Origin of the sequence: Robiginitalea sp. SC105 (assembly GCF_014243345.1) — a bacterium.
Taxonomy (GTDB): domain Bacteria; phylum Bacteroidota; class Bacteroidia; order Flavobacteriales; family Flavobacteriaceae; genus Robiginitalea.
Map to the genome: position 1 here is coordinate 1,097,895 of NZ_JACLZF010000002.1, position 19,585 is coordinate 1,117,479.

Genomic DNA, 19,585 nt, shown 5'->3' on the forward strand with positions numbered 1-19,585 from the left:
CTGCAAGGAGAGGCAGGGATCCGCATGACCCGGAAAGGTTTCAGCCAGCCGTCGGTACCTGGGATGTGATGTCCAGCCACTGGATGCAGTCGAACATGCGCTCAAAAGTCCTTTCGATGTCGTGGTCCAGCCCGATGGAAAAACGGATCAGCCCGGAACCCAGTCCCATTTCCCGTTGTTCCGATTCCGGTATTTCAGAGGAAGTAGAGGATCCCGGGGCGCTGAAAAGGGTTTTGTAAAACCCGAGGCTCACCGCCAGGTACCCCAGGTTTTCCCGTTGCATCAGCTCCATGAGCTCGTCCGCTTTTTCCGCAGAACCTGCATCCAGTGTCAGGATGCCGCCATACCCGAATTCCGTGTTCATCTGGGATTGCATGAGCGCATGCCCCGGGTGGGAGTCCAGGCCAGGGTAAACCACGCGCAGGCCCGCTTCCCGGAACCGCGAGGCCAGGTAGCCGGCATTCTCGCTGTGTTTTTTGATGCGAAGGTGCAGTGTCCTGAGGTTTTTCAGGATGGAAGCGGCCCGGATGCTGTCCAGGGTGCTGCCCAGTAACATCCCGGCCCCGTCATTCACGTCCTTGAGTGCCAGGCAGAATTCGCTGCTGGCACACACGGCTCCCGCCACCGCGTCGCTGCTGCCGTTGATGAATTTGGTAAGGCTGTGTACGACAATATGTGCTCCCAGTCGGGCCGGGGAGAGGGAGAGGGGGGCGAAGGTGTTGTCGACCACCAGCGGGATACGGTGTTCATTCGCGATGCCTGCCAGGGTCGGAATGTCCGCCACCTCCAGCAGTGGGTTGCTTACAGATTCGCAGTAGATCATCCGTGTTTTTTTTGTTACGGCCCTTGCCACCGCCCTGGTGTCGGTGATATCCACAAAACTCACTGAAATATTGAACCGGCTCAGGAAATTTTTCAGGAAGGCATAGGTGCCCCCGTAAATGGTCCGGCTGCTGACCAGGTGGTCCCCGCTGCTGCAAAGTTGCAGGATGACGGCGGTGATGGCACCCATGCCGCTCCCCGTCACATTAGCGCTTTCGGTGCCTTCCAGCGCCGCCAGGGCTTCCCCCAGGTACAGGTTGGAGGGCGAACTGTGCCGGCTGTACAGGTAGCACCCTTCCGTATTCCCCTCAAAGGTGTCGAACATGGTTTTTGCAGACAGGAAGGTGTAGGTGGAGGAATCCGAGATCGATGGGTTGACCCCGCCGTATTCCCCGAAGTATTGCAGGTCCTGAATGGCATCCGCCGCATTGTATGGTTCCATGATGGTATATTTTTCATTGAAAGTACTTAAAAGACAATTATAAGTCAATGAAATAATACATATTTAGATAAATTATCCATTTAATATTAATTATGTAGAAATATTACCTTAAATTACACCCAAATATTCCCCGAACCAGAATTTTTTTAAGATGGAACTCGACCCGACCGACCAGAAGTTGCTACACCTGCTGCAGGAGAACAGCAAACAGACCAACAAAGCCCTTGCCCTTCGCCTTGGGTTGTCCCAGACAGCTGTATATGAACGGGTCAGGCGGTTGGAAAAAAAAGGGGTTATCGACCGGTATGTCGCCTTATTGGATCCGGCCAGGGCGGGCAAAAAACTCAAGGTTTTCTGCCACATCAAGCTCAGCCAGCATATCAAGCCCCGCGTACTGCAATTCGAAAAAGAAGTCCTGGCTTTGCGGGAGGTGGTGAGTTGTTATCACATAGGGGGGGAGTACGACTACATCCTGGAGATCTATGTCGAGGATATGGAGGCGTACCGGGAATTCATGGTCGGGAAACTCACCGCCATCAACCATATCGGGAGTACCCAGAGCTCCTTCGTGATCCGGGAGGTGAAACACACCACCGAATTGCCACTGTGACTGCCAAAACATTTGTATTTTTGTGACTGTTTTATCCATTTCGGACAAAGTTGCCCAACTCGGACAATCCGGAGAAAAATTAAAATATGAAATCATACGACGTAGCCGTGATCGGCTCGGGACCCGGCGGGTATGTGGCCGCCATCCGCTGTGCACAACTGGGAATGAAAACCGCGCTGATCGAGAAATACGACACCCTGGGAGGCACCTGCCTGAACGTGGGCTGTATCCCGTCCAAGGCACTGCTCGATTCCAGCCACCATTACCACGATGCCTTCGCTCATTTTGAGGAACACGGCATTGAGATTCCCGGCGAAGTCAAGGTCAACCTGAAACAGATGATCGCCCGGAAGCAGTCGGTAGTGGACCAGACCACCAAAGGCATCGAATTCCTGATGGACAAGAACAAGGTGGACGTCTACCATGGGATTGGGAGTTTCAAGGACGCCACGCACATCCGGATTGAAGGGAAGGAAAAAACCGAGATTGAAGCAAAAAACAGCATCATTGCGACCGGTTCCAAACCGGCCAGCCTGCCGTTTATCGAGCTGGACAAGGAGCGGATCATCACCTCAACCGAAGCCCTTAAACTCACCGAAATCCCCAAACACCTGATCATTATCGGCGGGGGCGTGATTGGCCTCGAACTCGGACAGGTCTATAAACGCCTCGGGGCAGAAGTAAGCGTGGTGGAATTCATGGACCGGATCATCCCTGGGATGGACGGAGCCTTATCCAAGGAACTCACCAAGGTGTTCAAAAAACAAAAGATGAAATTCTACCTCTCCCACAAAGTGACCGGGGTGAGCAGGAAAGGCAAGAAAGTAACTGTCAAAGCCGAGGATAAGAAAGGGGAGGAAGTTACCCTGGAAGGGGACTACTGCCTGGTATCCGTAGGCCGGAAGCCCTACACTTCTGGCCTCAATGCCGAGGCTGCCGGGGTGAAACTGAACGACCGCGGCCAGGTGGAGGTAGACGAACACCTGAGGACCAGCGCGAAGAATATCTACGCGATTGGCGACGTGGTGCGCGGAGCCATGCTGGCTCACAAGGCGGAAGAAGAAGGGGTGCTGGTTGCGGAAATCCTTGCCGGGCAAAAACCCCATATCGATTACAACCTGATCCCCGGGGTGGTCTATACCTGGCCGGAAGTCGCCTCCGTCGGAAAAACCGAGGAAGAACTCAAAGAATCCGGGGTTGCCTACAAGAGCGGCCAGTTCCCCATGCGGGCACTGGGACGTTCCCGGGCCAGTATGGACACGGACGGTTTTGTCAAGATCCTGGCGGATAAGGAAACCGATGAGGTCCTCGGCGTCCACATGATAGGGGCGCGTGTGGCAGACCTTATTGCAGAAGCCGTAACGGCGATGGAATACCGGGCGTCTGCGGAAGATATCGCCCGGATGAGCCATGCCCACCCGACCTATGCGGAAGCGGTCAAGGAAGCGGCGCTGGCTGCGACGGACAACCGCGCCCTGCACAGTTAGCAGGCAAGGGGATCAATCAATAACCGGTAACGGGTGGTTTAAATCAGGAGCGGCTTTCGGCCCTGCTGATCAGTCGGACGAGCCGGTCTGCGCTGGTCCGCGCCCCCCGGTATAGCATCGCAGCCCCTCTTTCCAGGATGGCCCTCATAGCATACAGGATACCTGTGAGTCCTTCCCGGATGCGGGCGGCATTCGCGTCGTAAACCAGGGAAAGCCAGGTGCAGGCAACCATAAACGTCAGTGCGCCCGGGATAACCCAGCCCGGGGTCAGGCTGTGGTGCAGGAAGCGGTAAATGCCCAGACCGGTCAGGCTCCCGTAGAGGATAACAAAGTGGATGACATAGATGCTCAGCGTATTTTGGCCGATACGCAGGAAGAGCGGCTTTTTCATCAGTCCCCGCAAGAGCATAAATACAGCAAAGACCAGGAGTACATCCCCCAGGCGGATAAAGAGGTAATTGTTTTCCACCACCCGGTTCAGGTGCTCCCATCCGGTCACCCCTGCCATCCAGATGAAAAAATCTGAAGAATACCAGGCCAGCGCCCCACCTGTGAGAAGGGATAACGCAATACTTTTCGGATACAGGTTTGCGGTACCGCCGTAGCGGCGGAAGGCCGTCGCCAGGAAGGCGCCGAAGGCGGTATATCCCACCCACGGAATTATGGTAAAGACAGATCCGTTTGCCTTGGTGAAATAGTTTGCAAAGGCAGCCGGCCATCCTTCAAAAGACCACATCTTATAGGCGGGTTCAAAGAGGAAGAGCCCGGCGGTTATCAACAGGAGCAAGGCGGGAAACAACCAGGCGCTGGATTTTCGCGTCAGCTGGTAGACCCCGATAATCAGCAACAACGCCATCCCGATGCAATGCAGTACATCCACCAGGTAAAAGGAGGGATAAATCACCCCGTCGAGCAGCCCCAGCAGGTTCGAGCGCAGCAAATAACCGATCAGAATGAGTTGGAGGCCGCGGCGGACGCCTTTGCGGACCCTTGGGTTTTCAGTACCCTGCCCGGGATGCCGGAGCAGGAGGTAGGTAAATATGAATCCGGATACCGTAAAGAACACCGGGGCGGTAATCCCCCGGAAATACAACCACGTGGAATAGACCGGGTTGGCCGGGTCCCTGAATACGGGGTCCAGCAGTCCGTCGATAAAGTGTCCCTGGAGCATCATCAGGATGGCCCAGGCCCGCATGGCGTCTATAAAATAAAGGCGGCTCGTTTTTTCCACTTGCAGCTTATACCTTGATCATCGTCTACCTAATATACTGTGGAAAGCACCCGTTTGGATGTTTTCGGCACCAAAATTAGCTAAAATACTCACACTTAAGCGCTAATTGCGGTATTTTCGCAATCAAAAATTTACCGTCATGGCAGATATCCTGGCAACCGCGGGCAGTAATTCCAGCACTTCCATCAACCTGCAACTGGTACGGTATACCGCTTCCCTGATAACGGGCCATCCCGTGGAGGTTAAGGACCTTGCCCGGGAGGCGTTCCCGATGTACAGCGAGGACCTCGAACGGACATCCGGTTTCCCGGCGGGTATTGAGGCACTGCACAAAAGGCTGGGAAGGGCCGACGGGCTGATACTGTCCGTCAATGAACACAACAGCAACCCATCTGCATTTACCAAAAACATGCTCGATTGGCTGTCCCGCATCGACCGGGCCTTTTTGAAAGGGCTTCCCGTATTGCTGCTGTCCACCTCTGGGGGGAAGCGCGGAGGACAGTCTTCGCGGGAGGTAATCGCGGGGATGCTGCCGCGTTTCGGCGCAGACCTGGCGGCGGAGTTCTCCCTGCCCTCTTTTTACGAAACGTTTGATGCAGAAAGCGGCATATTGGACCCGGGTTTGCGGGAGGCCCACCAAAAGGCGCTGGAGGTATTTTTAAGGGCCTTGTGAATCCATGCGATCCGAGAGGCGCTATCCGCTGTCAAACCCCAAGGGCTTCAAGGCCCGCCTGCTCAACTGGGCAGGAGGTTCAGAATGCTTTTGCTGGCTGGACAGCAATGGCCATACCGATCCCCTGGGACGTTTCGATGGCCTCCTGGGAATAGGGAAGGCAGGGGAGCTGCTTTCCGGTGCCAGGGGGGCCTTTCAACAGCTGTCCGATTTCCGGGAAAATACAGGGGACTGGTTGCTGGGGTATCTGGCCTATGACCTGAAAAACGACCTGGAGGCACTGGAATCGACCAACCCGGACCGGCTCGGTTTTCCGGACCTCTTTTTTTTCCAGCCGTTGAAACTTGTGGAAATCGTCCACAACACGGCTATTTTCCGCTACCTTCCGGAAGTGGCGGGGGAAATCCAAGGGGACTGGGAAGCCATAGGCCGCACCCCGGAAAGTCTGCCGATAAAATCCGGGGAGCCCCTGCGGACCCGCATGGGTATTTTCAAGGAAGCCTACCACCGGAGTGCCCGGGAAATACTGAGCGCCATTCACCGGGGGGACATCTATGAGGCAAATTTTTGCCAGGAATTTTTCGTTGAGGGCGCCCGGCTCGATACCCCTGCGGTCTTCAGGCAACTCAACTCGATATCCCGACCGCCATTTGCAGCCTGGTTGCGCTTTGGAACGCGCCACATATTCAGTGCCTCCCCCGAGCGCTACCTGACCAAAAGAGGGCAGCAGGTCTGGTCCCAGCCCATGAAAGGTACGGCTCCCAGGCATGCAGACACAAAAATGGACGGGCTACTGGCACAGACGTTGCAGTCCGATCCCAAGGAACGGGCGGAAAACATCATGATCGCCGACCTGGTGCGCAACGACCTGTCACGCAGTGCCCTCAGGGGCAGTGTACAGGTGGAGGCACTTTGCGAACTGAAAACCTTTGCGCAGGTGCACCAGCTGGTTTCCACCATCCGGGCACAGGTCCCCGGGTCCCTGGACCCGGTACAACTGCTCCGGGACAGCTTTCCCATGGGAAGCATGACGGGTGCCCCGAAAATCTCCGCAATGGCGTATATTGAAAGGCTGGAATCCTTTAAACGCGGCCCCTACAGTGGGGCACTGGGGTATTTTGGCCCGAACGGTGATTTCGATTTCAGCGTTGTAATCCGGAGCCTGTTGTACGATTCGGAAAAAAGGGTGGCCAGTTTCCCGGTAGGGGGAGCCCTTACAGCTGCTGCAGACCCGGACAGGGAATACGAAGAATGCCTGTTAAAGGCGAGGGCCATGCGGCAGGTACTGGAAGAACAGGGATAATATGGAATATGTAAAAAAAGAATTTAAGGCGGAGTGGGCAGGTGTCCAGGTGTACGGTTTTCACGCGGCGCCGGACAGCCCAGGGGGATGCATCGTGCTGGTGCATGGTTTCGGGGAGCACAGTGGGCGCTACGAATCCTCGGTAGTGCCGCAGATTCTCCAGGCCGGCTGGGCAGTACTGGCATTTGACCTGGTGGGCCACGGACGGTCCGGAGGCAGGCGCGGCCACTGTGCCGGATACCTGCAGCTGCTGGAACAGGTACAGGCTGCCTGCCGGCGCGCCCGGGAAACTTTTCCAGGGAAGGCCCTCGTGGTCTACGGGCACAGTATGGGGGGCAACCTGGTACTGAACCTGGTGTTGCGGGGGATGGAATCCCCTGCAGGTATCGTGGCGAGCAGTCCCTACCTGCGTCTCGCCTTCAAGCCCCCAGCCTGGAAATGGCAGCTGGGTAAATTCTTCCTGAAGGTCGCCCCTGGGATCACCCTGCCATCGGGTCTGGACCCTTCGGGTATTTCTTCCCTGGCGGAAGAAGTGCGGGCCTATCAGGAGGACCCCCTGGTCCACGACCGGGTAAGCCCGAATTACTCCTTCCCCGTCATTGAGGCGGGGGCCTGGGCGCTGGAACATGCCAACGCCCTGGAGGTCCCCCTCCTGATTGCCCATGGCAGCGACGATCCGATCATCGACCCTGAGGGCAGTCAACTGATGCACCAGCGCGTTCCGGACAGCCGGTTGCTGATGCTGCCGGGCAATTTTCACGAACTCCACCACGACCGGGGGCGGGAGGAACTATTCCGTACCCTGACGGACTGGCTGGCTGCGTTGGCCGAAAAGCAGGGAACCCGGGAATAACCATTACCTTTACAGCATGCTGGAAGCCTTTCGCACACATCTGGCCGAACAGTTCCCGGAACTGGCGGAACATCCCTTCCTTCTTGCGTGCAGTGGCGGCCTGGACAGCATGGTCCTGACCCACCTGTGCGCTGAAGCCGGCCTGCGTTTCGATCTGGCACATTGCAATTTCAACCTTCGGGGGGTCGAAAGCGATGCAGATCAGCAACTGGTAGAGGAAACGGCAAGTTCTCTGAGAAAAAAATTACATTTAAAGAACTTTGATACAATAGGTTATGTAAACCAACATAAAGTATCGATGCAGATGGCTGCCCGCACCCTTCGATACGATTGGTTTCACCTGCTGGCCCGGGAATCCCCTTTGGATTTTATCGTGACGGCTCATCACGCAGACGATGCCCTGGAAACCTTCCTTATCAACCTCGGAAGGGGCAGTGGGTTGGAAGGCCTTTGCGGCATCCCCCGGCGGCACGGGATTATCCGGCGCCCCTTGCTGATCTTTGGCAGGGCGGAACTGGAGGCCTATGCCAAAGACCGGGACATCCCATGGCGGGAGGATGCCTCCAATGCCGATACCCGGTACCTGAGGAACCTGGTGCGCAAGGAGGTGGTGCCTGCCCTGAAATCCACCTCATCCGGGTTCCTGGATCAATTTGGTCATTCCCTGCAGCACCTCAGGGGCAGCCGTGCACTGGTTGGCCGTTATATGGAGGGGATATTCCATAAGGTTTGCCGGGAACGGGATGGCGTCCTGATTTATTCCTTGCCTGCCCTCCGCCGCCTGCACCCGTTAGATGCGCACCTGTACGAATTGTTCAGGGACTTCGGTTTTACGGATTGGAAGGCCATAGGCCGGCTCATGCATTCGGAAACCGGCAGGGAGGTGCGCAGCCATACGCACCGTCTGCTAAGGAACCGGGAAGAGCTGCTACTCAAGCCTATTGGGGGAGAAGAATCGGCTGAATATACCATCGACCCCGACAATCTGCAGGAAAACCTCCCCCTCCGGCTGCTTGTACAGGAAGTGGAAGCGCTGGAAGAGGACTCCCGGCGGATACTATACGCTGATAAAGAAACGTTAAACAAGCAGCTCCTGCTGCGGAAATGGCGGAAGGGGGATTATTTTTATCCCATGGGACTCGGCGGACGCAAAAAGGTCTCCAAGTTCTTCAGGGACGAGGGCTGGAGCCAATTCCAGAAGGAGGATGCCTGGCTGCTTTGCAGCGGAGAGGATGTGGTTTGGGTGGTCGGACACCGGGCAGACAACCGTTTCCGGGTAAGGGACACCACCCGCAAAATTTTGAAGATCAAATGGCTGGAAGACTGATTGTATGGATTGTTTTTTGCCTGACCGCATGGCCGGGGATGGCCCAGTTGCCCGGGCAGGGGGCCTTTGAGGACCCGGTGTCCTGGTCCCAGTCCGTAGAAAAGGTATCGGACAGCACCTATGTACTCCATTTCAGGGCCGCCATTGACGAAGGCTGGCACCTGTATTCCCAATATACTGCCGAGGGCGGGGCTTTGCCCATCGAATTTGATTTCCTGGGAGAAGGCACAGATTACAGCCGCACGGGCCCCGTGACCGAAAGCGAGACGCATACTGCCTACAATGATATTTTCGAGGTGGTTGAGACCTTTTTCAAAGAAGAGGCCCGCTTCAGCCAGGAGATCACCGTCCGCGGGGACACCCTGCCGGTGATCCGCGTGGAGGTTTACTACCAGGTCTGTGAGGAGGTGTGTATACCCGGCGAGCACAGTTTTACCTTTACCCTGGATGGTTCCGATGCGCCAGTGGATGCAATGGCTGCTGACGGCGCTTCCCGGGAGTTATCCGGTTCCCTCAAGCTGGACCTGCAGAATACAGAGATGCTCCGTGCCGGCAGTTCCGGCGGGGCAGTAGCCGGGGCGGATCCGCTCTGGATGATTTTTGGCCTGGGCTTCCTGGGGGGGCTGATCGCCCTGCTGACCCCCTGTGTCTTCCCGATGATCCCGCTGACCGTATCTTTTTTTACCAAACAGTCCGCCAGGCGTTCACGGGGCCTGGCAAATGCCATTTTTTACGGTTTCTGCATCGTACTGATTTATTTCCTGCTCAGCCTGCCCTTCCACCTTTTCGATTCGGTGGATTCGCAAATCCTGAATTCCATAGCCACGAACATCTGGCTGAATGTATTTTTCTTCCTGGTTTTTGTGGTTTTTGCCTTTTCCTTTTTCGGCTACTACGAACTGACTTTGCCATCCTCCTGGGCGAACCGGGCGGATGCTGCCTCGGGTAAGATCGGCGGCGGGATCGGAATTTTCCTGATGGCGCTCACCCTGGCCATCGTGTCTTTTTCCTGTACCGGGCCAATTTTGGGGGGCTTGCTGGGGAGTACGGCCCTGGCGGAGGGGGATGTAGCGACCAACCTGACCCTGGGCATGGTGGGCTTCGGACTGGCCCTGGCGCTCCCTTTTATGCTTTTTGCCCTGTTCCCGGCATGGCTCAACCGCTTGCCCCGTTCCGGCGGGTGGATGGATACGGTAAAGGTGGTCTTGGGCTTCCTCGAACTGGGCCTCGCGCTGAAATTCCTTTCCAATGCAGACCTGGTCGGGCACTGGGGGCTGCTAAAGCGGGAGGTCTTCCTGGGTATCTGGATCGTCCTTTCCCTAGGGCTCGCGGCCTATTTATTCGGGTGGATCCGCTTCGGAAAAAGCAGCCCGAAAACCCGCCCGGGGGCATGGCGTTTGCTGGGTGCAGCCATGGGCATTGCCTTTGCGGCCTATCTGGGATACGGGTTATTGAGCGGTGCTCCCCTGAAAATGCTCAGCGGGTTCCCGCCCCCGGACTTTTACAGCGTGCAGGAGACCCAAACGGATTGCCCCCTTGGCCTCGAATGCTTCAAGGAATTTGACCAGGGCCTCGCCAGGTCCCGGGAGACCGGAAAACCCATGTTACTTGATTTCACGGGATGGGCCTGTGTCAATTGCCGCAAAATGGAGGAACAGGTATGGAGCAACCCAGATATTTATCGGATTATCGACGAAGAGTATATCCTGGTTTCCCTCTATGTGGACGACCGGCAACCCCTTCCGGAAGGCGAACAGTTCCTCTTTCAATTCGACAGTGGCCGGACCAAGCGCATCCGGACCATCGGGGACCGCTGGAGCACCTTTCAGGCCGCGAATTTCGGGGCGGTTTCCCAGCCCTATTATGTGCAGCTTTCGCCGGAGCTCAGGGTTCTGAACCCGGCCATCCAGAATACCGACGCCAGCACCTACAAAAACTGGTTGGTCTCCGGCCTGGAATCCCTGCGGGCCACGGCAGGAAGCCCCTGATCCGTGCAATCATCGACCACCGCCGCGGGAAAATTTGTTGGGCCCCTTCGGATCGGCTTAAAACCTCCCTTCGCAGCAGCTAAAAATTCATGAATTCCAGGGTATTTTGTGATATACCGAATCTTTTTCGCGATTAGTTGGAAAGCGTTTATCTTTAATCTGGCAACTGACATCTTTACCTTGAAGCTCCTTCGTCCGATTCTGAAGTATTTCCTGATCCTGCTCCTTTTGTTGTTTGCGGCAGGCTACCTTTTTGTCCAACACCTCAAGCCGGAGTATTCCGGTACGCGGACCCTGGCAGGGATTACCGATTCCGTACGGGTGGACTTCGACGCCTACGGCATCCCCCATATTTTTGCCGGATCAGAACCTGATGCCATGCGGGCGCTGGGCTACGTGCATGCCCAGGACAGATTGTGGCAAATGGAGCTGATCCGAAGGGTAGGTCGCGGTGGATTGTCGGAGGTGTTCGGATCCCGAACCCTTGAAACAGACCGGTTCTTCCTCACCCTCGGAATTGACGATTCCAGCCGGGAAATCGTTGCGGGCCTCGACAAAAGCCTGCCGGCACGCCAACTGGCAGAAGCCTACCTGGAGGGCGTAAACGACTTCATCGAACAGGGACCCACGCCCCCGGAATATTACCTGGTAGGGCTCGACAAATCCCCCTTTACGCTGGTCGACGTCTACAATACCATCGGGTATATGGCATTCAGTTTTGCCATGGCCCACAAAACGGACCCTTTCCTAACAGGGGTCGCGGAAAAACTGGGGCCTGATTACCTTCGGGACCTGCTTGCGGAACCGGAAAGTCCGACAACCCGGATACCCGTATATGATGTGCGGGATACCAGCGAGTCACTGGCCTTTTCGGCGGGTGCCGATATCCGCCGGATTCTCGAACCCCTGCCCCTGCCCATGCTGGAAGGCAGCAATTCCTGGGTTATCGGCGGCGCCAAAACACGGAGCGGCAAGGTGCTTTTTGCAAACGACCCACATATCGGCTTTGCCCAGCCATCAGTTTGGTATGAAGCCCACATATCCCTCGCGGATTATGAGAAATACGGATACCATATGGCAGGGATCCCCTTCCCGCTGCTCGGCCATAACCGGCAGGTGGCCTATGGGCTGACCATGTTTGAAAATGACGATATCGATTTTTACCAGGAAACCACGGACCTGTCCGACAGTACCCGCTACCAGCGGGGTGAAGAGTGGGTGCGTTTCGAGAAAGTCGAAAAGGAGATACGGGTAAAAGGGGGAAAGCCGGTTCATTTTTCTTTCCTCCGTTCAGACCTGGGCCCCGTGGTTAATGAAGTCATACCTGCCCTGTCCAACCGCCCGCCCGTTTCCATGAACTGGACATACACCAAGGGGCCAAACCGCGTCCTGGAGGCGCTGTACGGGATCAGTCATGCCTCAGACCCCGAATCTTTTGAAGAAGCGGTCAAACTCATCCATGCCCCCGGGCTTAACGTCATGTACGGGGATGCACAGGGCAATATTGGCTGGTGGGCAGCTGCCCGCCTCTATCAATTGCCCGACTCGGTAAACACCAGTACGCTGATCGACGGGAGGGAGGCGGTTCCCGGCTTTTCCAGGGAGGCCGGCTTCGATGCAAACCCTAAATCGATCAATCCGCCTTGGGGGTATGTGTATTCTGCGAATAACCAACCGGACAGTACGTCCATAGGCCTGATACCCGGATATTACCTGCCTGAAAACCGCGCCATGCGAATCGAGTCGCTGCTCGAATCCCGGGACGACTGGGATGCCGCCGGTGTCCGCGACATGATCCAGGATGTGCAATCGCCTGTGGTGGCAACGGTCATTGCCGATCTCTCCCGCCTGTTGGATATCCGGAGCCTGGACGACGACCAAACGGAGTGTGTGGACGCACTGAACCGCTGGTCGGCCGATTTTTCCGTTGAGAGCCAGGAAGCCCTCCTGTATCACCGATGGGTTTACCATCTGCTGAGGCGGACGTTTTCGGACGAATTGGGAGAGGAAGGATTCAATTCGCTGTTGGGAACGCACCTGGTGAAGAAACTGGTCGCAAAAATGGCATCCCTAGAGCATTCGGTCTGGTGGGACGATATCAGTACTCCCGATACCGTGGAAACCAAATCCGAAATCGTGAGCAAGGCCTTTAAGGAAGCCATGGCCTCCGTACGGGAGGATTTTGGCACGGATTCCGACAATTGGCGCTGGGGGCCCGTACACCAGCTTGAATTCGGGCATGCGCTTGGAAGCGTCCCCTCCCTGGGCTGGTTCCTGAATGTGGGGCCCTTCGAAGTACCCGGTACCCGGGAAGTCATCAACAACCTGGCATTCAACTACGATTCCTCGGGGCGGTATCCGGTCACCTCGGGACCCTCTACACGGAGGGTGATCGATTTTTCGGATATCGGCAACAGTATGAGCATCCTGCCTACCGGCCAGTCGGGGAACCCGTTCAGCCCGCACTATGACGACCAGGCGGAACTTTATACCAGGGGCGAATTCCGGCCCATGCTGCTCGATCCGGAAGCCATTGCCGGGGATGCCAAAAACACCCTGATTTTACTGCCTAAGTAGCTGCTTCTCCAAGGACCCGGGAACCAGCGGGATACAGAGATTTTTGGGATTAAAATACAAGATTCTGGTCCTTGACCGGCTCGCCCTTATAGACTAATGGGGCAGGGGGCGGCAAATGCAGTTCCCGTATCAATTCATCGAAACGGGGGTCGGCCCGGAATTCCGGGTGGTTCAAGTGGAGGCGGACCGTCCATGGGTAAAAAGCATGCCCCTTTGCCGATTCCAGCCATTGGAAGGTCCTTTCAAAGTCCCCGGCCGCGTGATAGATACGAGCCAGGCAGAGTGAAAAGAAAGGCGTCTGCTCCCTGCTTTCCAGTTCCCTCGCGATTTCCATCCCTTCGTCCATGTGGCCGGCTTGAATAAGCGCAGGCCCCAGGCCTAAGCCTTTCCACCCTCCATTGATCCGCGCCGCCTTCCGTAAGGAATCCAGCCCGCGTTCCACCTGGCCCATCTTTATATAGGTATGTCCCGAAATCATGATGCTCAACGCATTATCGTCATACATTTCGGACGACATCCTTACCTGTTCCAGGGCTTTGTCGTATTCGCCCACGGAATTGTAGAGCGCGCCCAGCCAGGCCGTGTGGAGGGAGGAAAACGGGTCAATGCGCTGAGCCAGCAGATGCTCCGATATCGCCTGGTCCATCCGGCCGAAGAGGGCCTGGTACCAGGCCCTGTGATAGTGGTTCATAGCCAGGTTTGGGTTTAGTTCGTTTGCCTTGCGGAAGGCATAGTCAGCCAAATCCCAGTCCCAGCCATGGTACGTATGGTACTGGGACAGGGCGGCCCATCCTTCGGCAATCGTGGAGTCAAGCTGAATGGCCCGCTTGGCAGCTGCTTCGGCTTTTGGTAATACATCGGGCGGTGGATTTACGCTGTGGCCCCAGGTGATATATCCTTCCGCCATGCCTGCAAAGGCATGGGGGTCGGATGGATTCCTGTCAATGGCTTCCTGCAGGTAGAGCAGGCCCCGCTTCCAGTCTTCTTCGGTGGATTTATTCAGGTAATATTTGCCTTTCAGGTAAAGCTCATAGGTTTCCGGGAGCACCGGCCTCAAATCCTTCCATTTAGCCCGGTTTTTGACCACCTCCCCGGGGCCTATCTGTTCCCGGATGTCGGCTGCCACTTCTGCCCAAAGTGCACGAACCTCGGCAAGATCCCTGGTGTAGTCATGCTCCCAGATCGGGTCTTTTTCCAGGTCCCGACTGACAGCCACGGCAATTTCTATGCGATTATCCTCCTGGTTGGCGGTGCCGTAGACAAAATAGTCCACGTCATCCAATTCTTCCCGGAATAATTCAAGCCTGGGCTGTATACCGGCTTCGAGGTAACGCGTCGAAGCCATACTAAGGACCAGTAAATCCCCCGCCTGTGAAAGTTCTTTGATCAGTGCATCGGTCATCCCCTCGCTGAAATAGGCTTCATCGGTGTCCGAAGGCGTATCCAGCGGGAGCACGGCCACCCGAGCCTGCAGATCAATTCCCGGGTCTGCCCACCGGGAGCCGGCCCAGAAACTGGCCCCGGCAAGGACCAGCACGGCACATACCACTGCCAGGGCGATCACCTGGTTCAGTTTCCGGCTGTTTTCTTCCCGGATCTCAGGATCCGATTCAATAGCTTCGGTTCGCCGGAACCCCTTGGGAGTCAGGTCGTACAACCAGGAGAAGATCACCCAGAATATAAGCCCGAATCCCAGCAGGTAGATCAGCCCCTTCATCAGTACAGGGGGGGCACCGAATGCGGGAAATACGGTATCGGCTATCTGGACAATGACCCATGCCACAGCCATGTAGGCCACAACTGCCCTGAACACGTTCCGGCGCGACAGTTCCGAGATCAGTTTTTTAAAGTCCATAGGGAAAAGTTTTGTTTTCCAGGCGGGTTCAGCCTTTTCTCCCTCGTGTGCAAACAGGCTATTCCAAGGACGGTCTGAATGTAACCCTCTCTAAGATAAGCATTTGCTGTAATCCGGTCAAATTTACCATCCAAAATGGATAATTCAATTATATTTATGTCGATAACACTATTCTCTGTTTCATGTCGGAAACTCACCGCTTGCTACATCAAAAAACTTCCTTCCGACAGCAAAGAACCAGCACATGGTTAACACACATTTCACTGATTTGCCTGCTGTTTTTTATGGGGCTGGTCAGAGGGCAGGAGGCCGCCGACAGCACGAGGATCGATTTTGCATTTACCGGGCTTACCCGTACCGGGGCCCTCTCTGAATTGGGGCGCCAGCAACAATTGCGCATCTACTATGCCCCGGAATGGTTTCCGGAAGCGTCCATCAGCAGGTCCTTTAGAGGCCGTACCCTGGAATCCATAATGACGGACCTCCTGTCCGGGACCGAGCTCAATTTTTACCGATATGATGCCCACACCTTTATCCTGACCCGAAACACGCGTATTTACGATGAACTGCCGGAGCAGTTTTTTGGGAGCGACTTTGAACGGGATAGCGCCACCTCCGCGGGTGCGACCGCCCGGGCCCCGGCACCCATGCCCATCTTCATTGCCCAGGAAGAAATCCCTGAGGAGACAACCGTGGAAACCGTACGTATTGGCCGTCAAACGGCAAGCACCCCCGGGCAGTTGTTCATCCTCGAGGGTTATATCAGGGAGCGCACTTCGGGGAATCCGGTACCGGATGTGGCGGTGCTGGTTACCAACCGCGGGAGGGGGACGGCTACAGATGTCAACGGTTATTACCGTCTGGAATTACCCCCCGGGCTGCAGGAGCTGCGTACACGCTTCATCGGCATGGAACCTGTAAGGAAACAGGTAATCCTGTACAACGATGGCCAGCTGGACCTGCTGGTGGATGAGGCGGTGGAGCAGCTGGAGGAGGTGGTCGTGGAAGCCGATGCCGACCGAAATGTGGAGGAAGTCACCGCAGGCACGGACCGCATCGATGCGGAGGAAAGCAAAGACATCCCCCTGGTACTCGGGGAGCGGAACATCCTGGAGGTGGCTGCCTCCCTGCCGGGGATTTCCAAGGCGGGGGAAGGGGCAACCGGTTTGAATGTCCGCGGTGGGCGAACAGACCAAAACCAGTTCCTGCTCAACAGCGCACTGGTATATAACCCCACGCATTTTTTCGGAATTTTCCAGGCCCTGAACCCTTTTGTCACCGAAAGCGTGGATATTTACAAGGGGGCCATCCCGGTGGAATTCGGGGGGAGACTTTCGGCCGTATTTGACATTCATACGGTAGACGGTGATACCACAGAGTTAAAGGGAGAAGGTTCGGTGGGTCCCGTGACGGCCAACCTCGCCTTTGAGGTGCCCGTTGTCAAAGGCCGTTCCTCTCTCGTCCTGGGTGGACGCGGGGCCTATTCGGACTGGATCCTCCGGTCTGTAGGCGAGGACCGGCTCAGCGGGACGGAGGCTTCCTTTTACGACTTTATTGCCACCTATACGGACCGTATAAACGAAAACAACCAGGTCAAGGCCACAGGGTATTACAGCAAAGACCGCTTCAGCATTACACGGGATTCCCTGGTTGGGTATAGCAACCGGGCCGCTTCGGTGGTCTGGAACCATACCTTTGACCAGCGCAACCTGGCGACGTTTACCCTGGCCAATAGCCGCTATGCTTTCAATATCGGGTATGACGGGGAAGCCAATACGGATTTTGACCTGGGATATTCGGTGGAGGAAACGGAACTCCGGGCATGGAACCGCTTCCGCTACAACGATCGGCATCAATTCACCTATGGCCTGGCAGCCAAATACTACAGCGTCAACCCGGGAACGCGATCCCCATCGGGGGCCGATTCGGATGTGCAGCGCACCGAGATCCCGGGGGAACAGGCGCTGGAAGCCGGTATCTTCCTCGCAGACCGCTTTGCCGTTTCCGACCGGCTGGAGCTGGAGGCCGGCATCCGGTGGTCCTTTTTTGGGGCCCTGGGCCCGTCCGACCAGCGGGAGTACCCCGAAGGCCAGCCCCGGAACCCGGGTACAGCCACGGACACGCTTTCCTTTGGGGGCGGTGAGTTTATTAAAACCTATGGGGGGCCTGAAATACGTGCTTCGGCCAGGTATCTGCTGGGGCCGGAACTCTCCCTCCGGGCCGGCTACAGCAATATGTACCAGTACATTCACACGCTGACCAATACCACCACCGTGTCGCCCATCGACACCTGGAAACTCAGTGACTACAATATACGCCCCCAGAAATCCCGGCAGGTCAGCCTGGGAATCTTCCGGAATTTTGACGATGCGGCCATCGAGGTGAGCGCGGAGGGCTATTACAAATGGTCGGAGGATGTGCTCGATTTTAAGACCGGGGCGCGACTCCTGCTCAACGAGGCGGTGGAAACCGAAGTGGTGCAGGGGGATGGCAGGGCCTACGGGATCGAATTCCTAATCCGAAAAAACCGGGGCCGGCTCAATGGCTGGCTGGGATATACCTATTCCAGGACCGAGGTGCGCTTCGACAGCCCGTACCCGTCTGAGCAAATCAACAACGGGGAATTTTTCCCGGCCAATTACGACCGCCCCCACGATATCAGCCTGGTGGCTAATTACCGGTTTACCCGGCGCTATAGCCTCTCGATGAATTTTGCCTACCAGACCGGGCGCCCGGTAACCTATCCCATAGGGCAATACTTTTTCAACAACTCCGAATACGTCCTCTACAGCGACAGGAACAAGAACCGCATACCGGATTACATCCGCCTGGACCTGGGGATCAACATCGAGGGGAACCACCGCAAGGAGAAGCTCACCCACAGTTTCTGGACCATCTCCGTGTATAATGTCCTGGGCCGGAGCAACCCGTATTCGGTTTATTTCGTTTCGGAAGGCGGGGAGGTCCGGGCGCTGCAGAGTTCCATTTTCGCCATCCCGATACCATCGATAACCTATAATTTTAAATTCTGATGCGCTCACTATTCAACAGCCGCCCTCTGTCCGTCCGGTTCCTGCTGGTTGCCTGCCTGTTGACCGCCCTCGGGTGCGTGGAAGAGATTGAAATCGAAACCGACCGGGAAAGTATTGACCAGGCCCGCAATGCCCTGGTGGTGGAGGCGACCCTTACGGATGAAGACCGGACTCAGGAAGTGGTGCTTTCCCGGGCAGCGGATTTTGAAAATGACAGCATCGTGGGCTTTGACGAGGAAGACCCGGACACCTACCTGGTGCCCGACCTGGATCCGGAAAACCGCCCCATCCTGTACGAAACAGGGGCATCCGTTACAGTGGAAGATGACCGGGGCGTTCAATTTGACTTCGTGGAAGGGGAGCCCGGCAGGTATTTTTCGGTCAATCCGTTTGCCGCCGAGGCGGGGAGGGGCTACCGCCTGCTGATTACCCTGCGCTCCGGGAACCGGATCACCTCGGAATTTGAATCCGTTCCCGGTACAGCCAGCCTCGAGGACCTTCGCGCCGAGCGGGCAACGGACCCGTTGCGCGGCCCGGGAATACAATTTGCCGTGGACGGTTTGGCCACAGCAGGCACCGAGGCCTATTTCCGGTATACTTTTGAGGAAACCTTCAAGGTGGTTGCACCTTTGTGGAGCCCGGAAGATTTTGTACTGAGCAATTACGACCCCTGTGCCGACCCGGTGGAATACGACCTGGAAATCGTCACCCGTACCACACCCAACCAGGTTTGTTACCGGACCGAGGAATCCGAATCGATCATTCAGGGGACCACCGTGGGCCTGTCTTCAGGGGAACTTAGGAATTTCCCGGTACATTTTATCGACAGGCAGCAATATAAAATTGCGGAACGCTACAGCATCCTGGTCCGCCAGCACGTGGAGGACCTCGATGCCTATCTGTACTACGACCGCCTTCGGAATTTTTCCCAGGAGGGGAATGTCTTTTCGCAGATCCAGCCGGGTTTCCTGCAGGGCAACCTGCAGCCCCAGGCAGATGCCCCGTTGCTGGTGATCGGTTATTTTTCGGTAACATCGGTGAGCGAGCGTCGGATTTTCCTGGATTTTGAAGATTTTTTCCCCGGGGAGGCCGCCCCGCCCTTTGTGGTGCCCTGTGTACTGCGCTCCTCACCAGTTACACACCTTACGCGTTGCCCATTGGTGCCGGTAATGGAATCGGGGAGTGGCTGTCCGTTGTCCGTGATCGAATTGCTTGACCTGGGCGGGTTGATCACCTATTACGCAACCTATGATGAATCCCTGCAACCCGGGGATCCGGGCTATGCGATTTGTCCGGGGCCCTATTCCTATGCCCCCAGGGTTTGCGGGGATTGTACGGTCCTGGGGACCAACCAGGTCCCTGATTTCTGGATTGAATGAAAAGTT

At 56.3% G+C, this 19,585-nt stretch carries 13 protein-coding genes; 10 read left to right on the forward strand and 3 right to left on the reverse strand.

Annotated elements, in window-relative coordinates; translation table 11 throughout:
• Positions 1 to 40 precede the first annotated feature (40 nt).
• Entirely contained in the window at positions 41 to 1,264 is a 1,224-nt protein-coding gene (locus H7F20_RS13905) for an aminotransferase class I/II-fold pyridoxal phosphate-dependent enzyme (RefSeq protein ID WP_185786769.1), read from the reverse strand.
• 151 nt (positions 1,265 to 1,415) lie between these two features.
• Here H7F20_RS13905 and H7F20_RS13910 point away from each other — a divergent pair, with 151 nt between their 5' ends.
• Positions 1,416 to 1,874: an Lrp/AsnC family transcriptional regulator gene (locus H7F20_RS13910; protein WP_185786770.1), complete on the forward strand. Its 459-nt coding sequence runs from the start codon at positions 1,416 to 1,418 to the stop codon at positions 1,872 to 1,874.
• An 86-nt stretch (positions 1,875 to 1,960) separates the two neighbouring features.
• Positions 1,961 to 3,361 (forward strand): dihydrolipoyl dehydrogenase, encoded by a 1,401-nt coding sequence (gene lpdA, locus H7F20_RS13915; RefSeq protein WP_185786771.1) that lies wholly within the window; start codon positions 1,961 to 1,963, stop codon positions 3,359 to 3,361.
• Between the two features lie 43 nt (positions 3,362 to 3,404).
• Here the strand turns inward: lpdA and H7F20_RS13920 are convergent, their stop codons facing one another.
• A complete protein-coding gene (locus tag H7F20_RS13920) occupies positions 3,405 to 4,592 on the reverse strand; it encodes an acyltransferase family protein (protein WP_185786772.1) in 1,188 nt (395 codons plus the stop codon).
• A gap of 139 nt (positions 4,593 to 4,731) precedes the next feature.
• Here H7F20_RS13920 and H7F20_RS13925 point away from each other — a divergent pair, with 139 nt between their 5' ends.
• The 6 genes from H7F20_RS13925 (at position 4,732) to H7F20_RS13950 (ending at position 13,313) form a co-directional block, all read left to right on the forward strand.
• The gene (locus tag H7F20_RS13925; RefSeq protein WP_185786773.1) at positions 4,732 to 5,265 is read left to right on the forward strand and encodes an NADPH-dependent FMN reductase; all 534 of its coding nucleotides are present in this window, start codon (positions 4,732 to 4,734) and stop codon (positions 5,263 to 5,265) included.
• A gap of 4 nt (positions 5,266 to 5,269) precedes the next feature.
• A complete protein-coding gene (locus H7F20_RS13930; RefSeq protein WP_185786774.1) occupies positions 5,270 to 6,568 on the forward strand; it encodes an anthranilate synthase component I family protein in 1,299 nt (432 codons plus the stop codon).
• Position 6,569: 1 nt separating this feature from the next.
• Positions 6,570 to 7,421, forward strand: a complete 852-nt coding sequence (locus H7F20_RS13935; RefSeq protein ID WP_185786775.1) for an alpha/beta fold hydrolase — start codon at positions 6,570 to 6,572, stop codon at positions 7,419 to 7,421.
• A 16-nt stretch (positions 7,422 to 7,437) separates the two neighbouring features.
• Positions 7,438 to 8,748 carry a tRNA lysidine(34) synthetase TilS gene (tilS, locus tag H7F20_RS13940; RefSeq protein ID WP_185786776.1) on the forward strand — a complete coding sequence of 437 codons (1,311 nt, stop codon included), beginning with the start codon at positions 7,438 to 7,440 and terminating at the stop codon, positions 8,746 to 8,748.
• Complete coding sequence (locus tag H7F20_RS13945; RefSeq protein WP_185786777.1) at positions 8,733 to 10,736, forward strand: thioredoxin family protein; 2,004 nt, start codon at positions 8,733 to 8,735, stop codon at positions 10,734 to 10,736. The genes tilS and H7F20_RS13945 overlap by 16 nt, the downstream gene beginning before the upstream one ends.
• Before the next feature lie 180 nt (positions 10,737 to 10,916).
• Entirely contained in the window at positions 10,917 to 13,313 is a 2,397-nt protein-coding gene (locus H7F20_RS13950) for a penicillin acylase family protein (RefSeq protein WP_185786778.1), read from the forward strand.
• A 49-nt stretch (positions 13,314 to 13,362) separates the two neighbouring features.
• Here H7F20_RS13950 and H7F20_RS13955 read toward each other — a convergent pair whose 3' ends face one another.
• Positions 13,363 to 15,168, reverse strand: coding sequence for a hypothetical protein (locus H7F20_RS13955; protein WP_185786779.1), 1,806 nt, complete (start codon positions 15,166 to 15,168; stop codon positions 13,363 to 13,365).
• A gap of 284 nt (positions 15,169 to 15,452) precedes the next feature.
• On the opposite strand from H7F20_RS13955, the gene H7F20_RS13960 reads away from it, so the two are divergent.
• Complete coding sequence (locus H7F20_RS13960; RefSeq protein WP_185786780.1) at positions 15,453 to 18,200, forward strand: TonB-dependent receptor; 2,748 nt, start codon at positions 15,453 to 15,455, stop codon at positions 18,198 to 18,200.
• Positions 18,200 to 19,579 carry a DUF4249 domain-containing protein gene (locus H7F20_RS13965; RefSeq protein ID WP_185786781.1) on the forward strand — a complete coding sequence of 460 codons (1,380 nt, stop codon included), beginning with the start codon at positions 18,200 to 18,202 and terminating at the stop codon, positions 19,577 to 19,579. The genes H7F20_RS13960 and H7F20_RS13965 overlap by 1 nt, the downstream gene beginning before the upstream one ends.
• The last annotated feature ends 6 nt before the right edge of the window (positions 19,580 to 19,585 follow it).

Coding starts and splice junctions, on each gene's coding strand:
- H7F20_RS13905 (WP_185786769.1), bottom strand. CDS start 1,264: ATGGAACCATACAATGCGGCGGATGCCATTCAGGACCTGCAATACTTC.
- H7F20_RS13910 (WP_185786770.1), top strand. CDS start 1,416: ATGGAACTCGACCCGACCGACCAGAAGTTGCTACACCTGCTGCAGGAG.
- lpdA (WP_185786771.1), top strand. CDS start 1,961: ATGAAATCATACGACGTAGCCGTGATCGGCTCGGGACCCGGCGGGTAT.
- H7F20_RS13925 (WP_185786773.1), top strand. CDS start 4,732: ATGGCAGATATCCTGGCAACCGCGGGCAGTAATTCCAGCACTTCCATC.
- H7F20_RS13930 (WP_185786774.1), top strand. CDS start 5,270: ATGCGATCCGAGAGGCGCTATCCGCTGTCAAACCCCAAGGGCTTCAAG.
- H7F20_RS13935 (WP_185786775.1), top strand. CDS start 6,570: ATGGAATATGTAAAAAAAGAATTTAAGGCGGAGTGGGCAGGTGTCCAG.
- tilS (WP_185786776.1), top strand. CDS start 7,438: ATGCTGGAAGCCTTTCGCACACATCTGGCCGAACAGTTCCCGGAACTG.
- H7F20_RS13945 (WP_185786777.1), top strand. CDS start 8,733: ATGGCTGGAAGACTGATTGTATGGATTGTTTTTTGCCTGACCGCATGG.
- H7F20_RS13955 (WP_185786779.1), bottom strand. CDS start 15,168: ATGGACTTTAAAAAACTGATCTCGGAACTGTCGCGCCGGAACGTGTTC.
- H7F20_RS13960 (WP_185786780.1), top strand. CDS start 15,453: ATGGGGCTGGTCAGAGGGCAGGAGGCCGCCGACAGCACGAGGATCGAT.
- H7F20_RS13965 (WP_185786781.1), top strand. CDS start 18,200: ATGCGCTCACTATTCAACAGCCGCCCTCTGTCCGTCCGGTTCCTGCTG.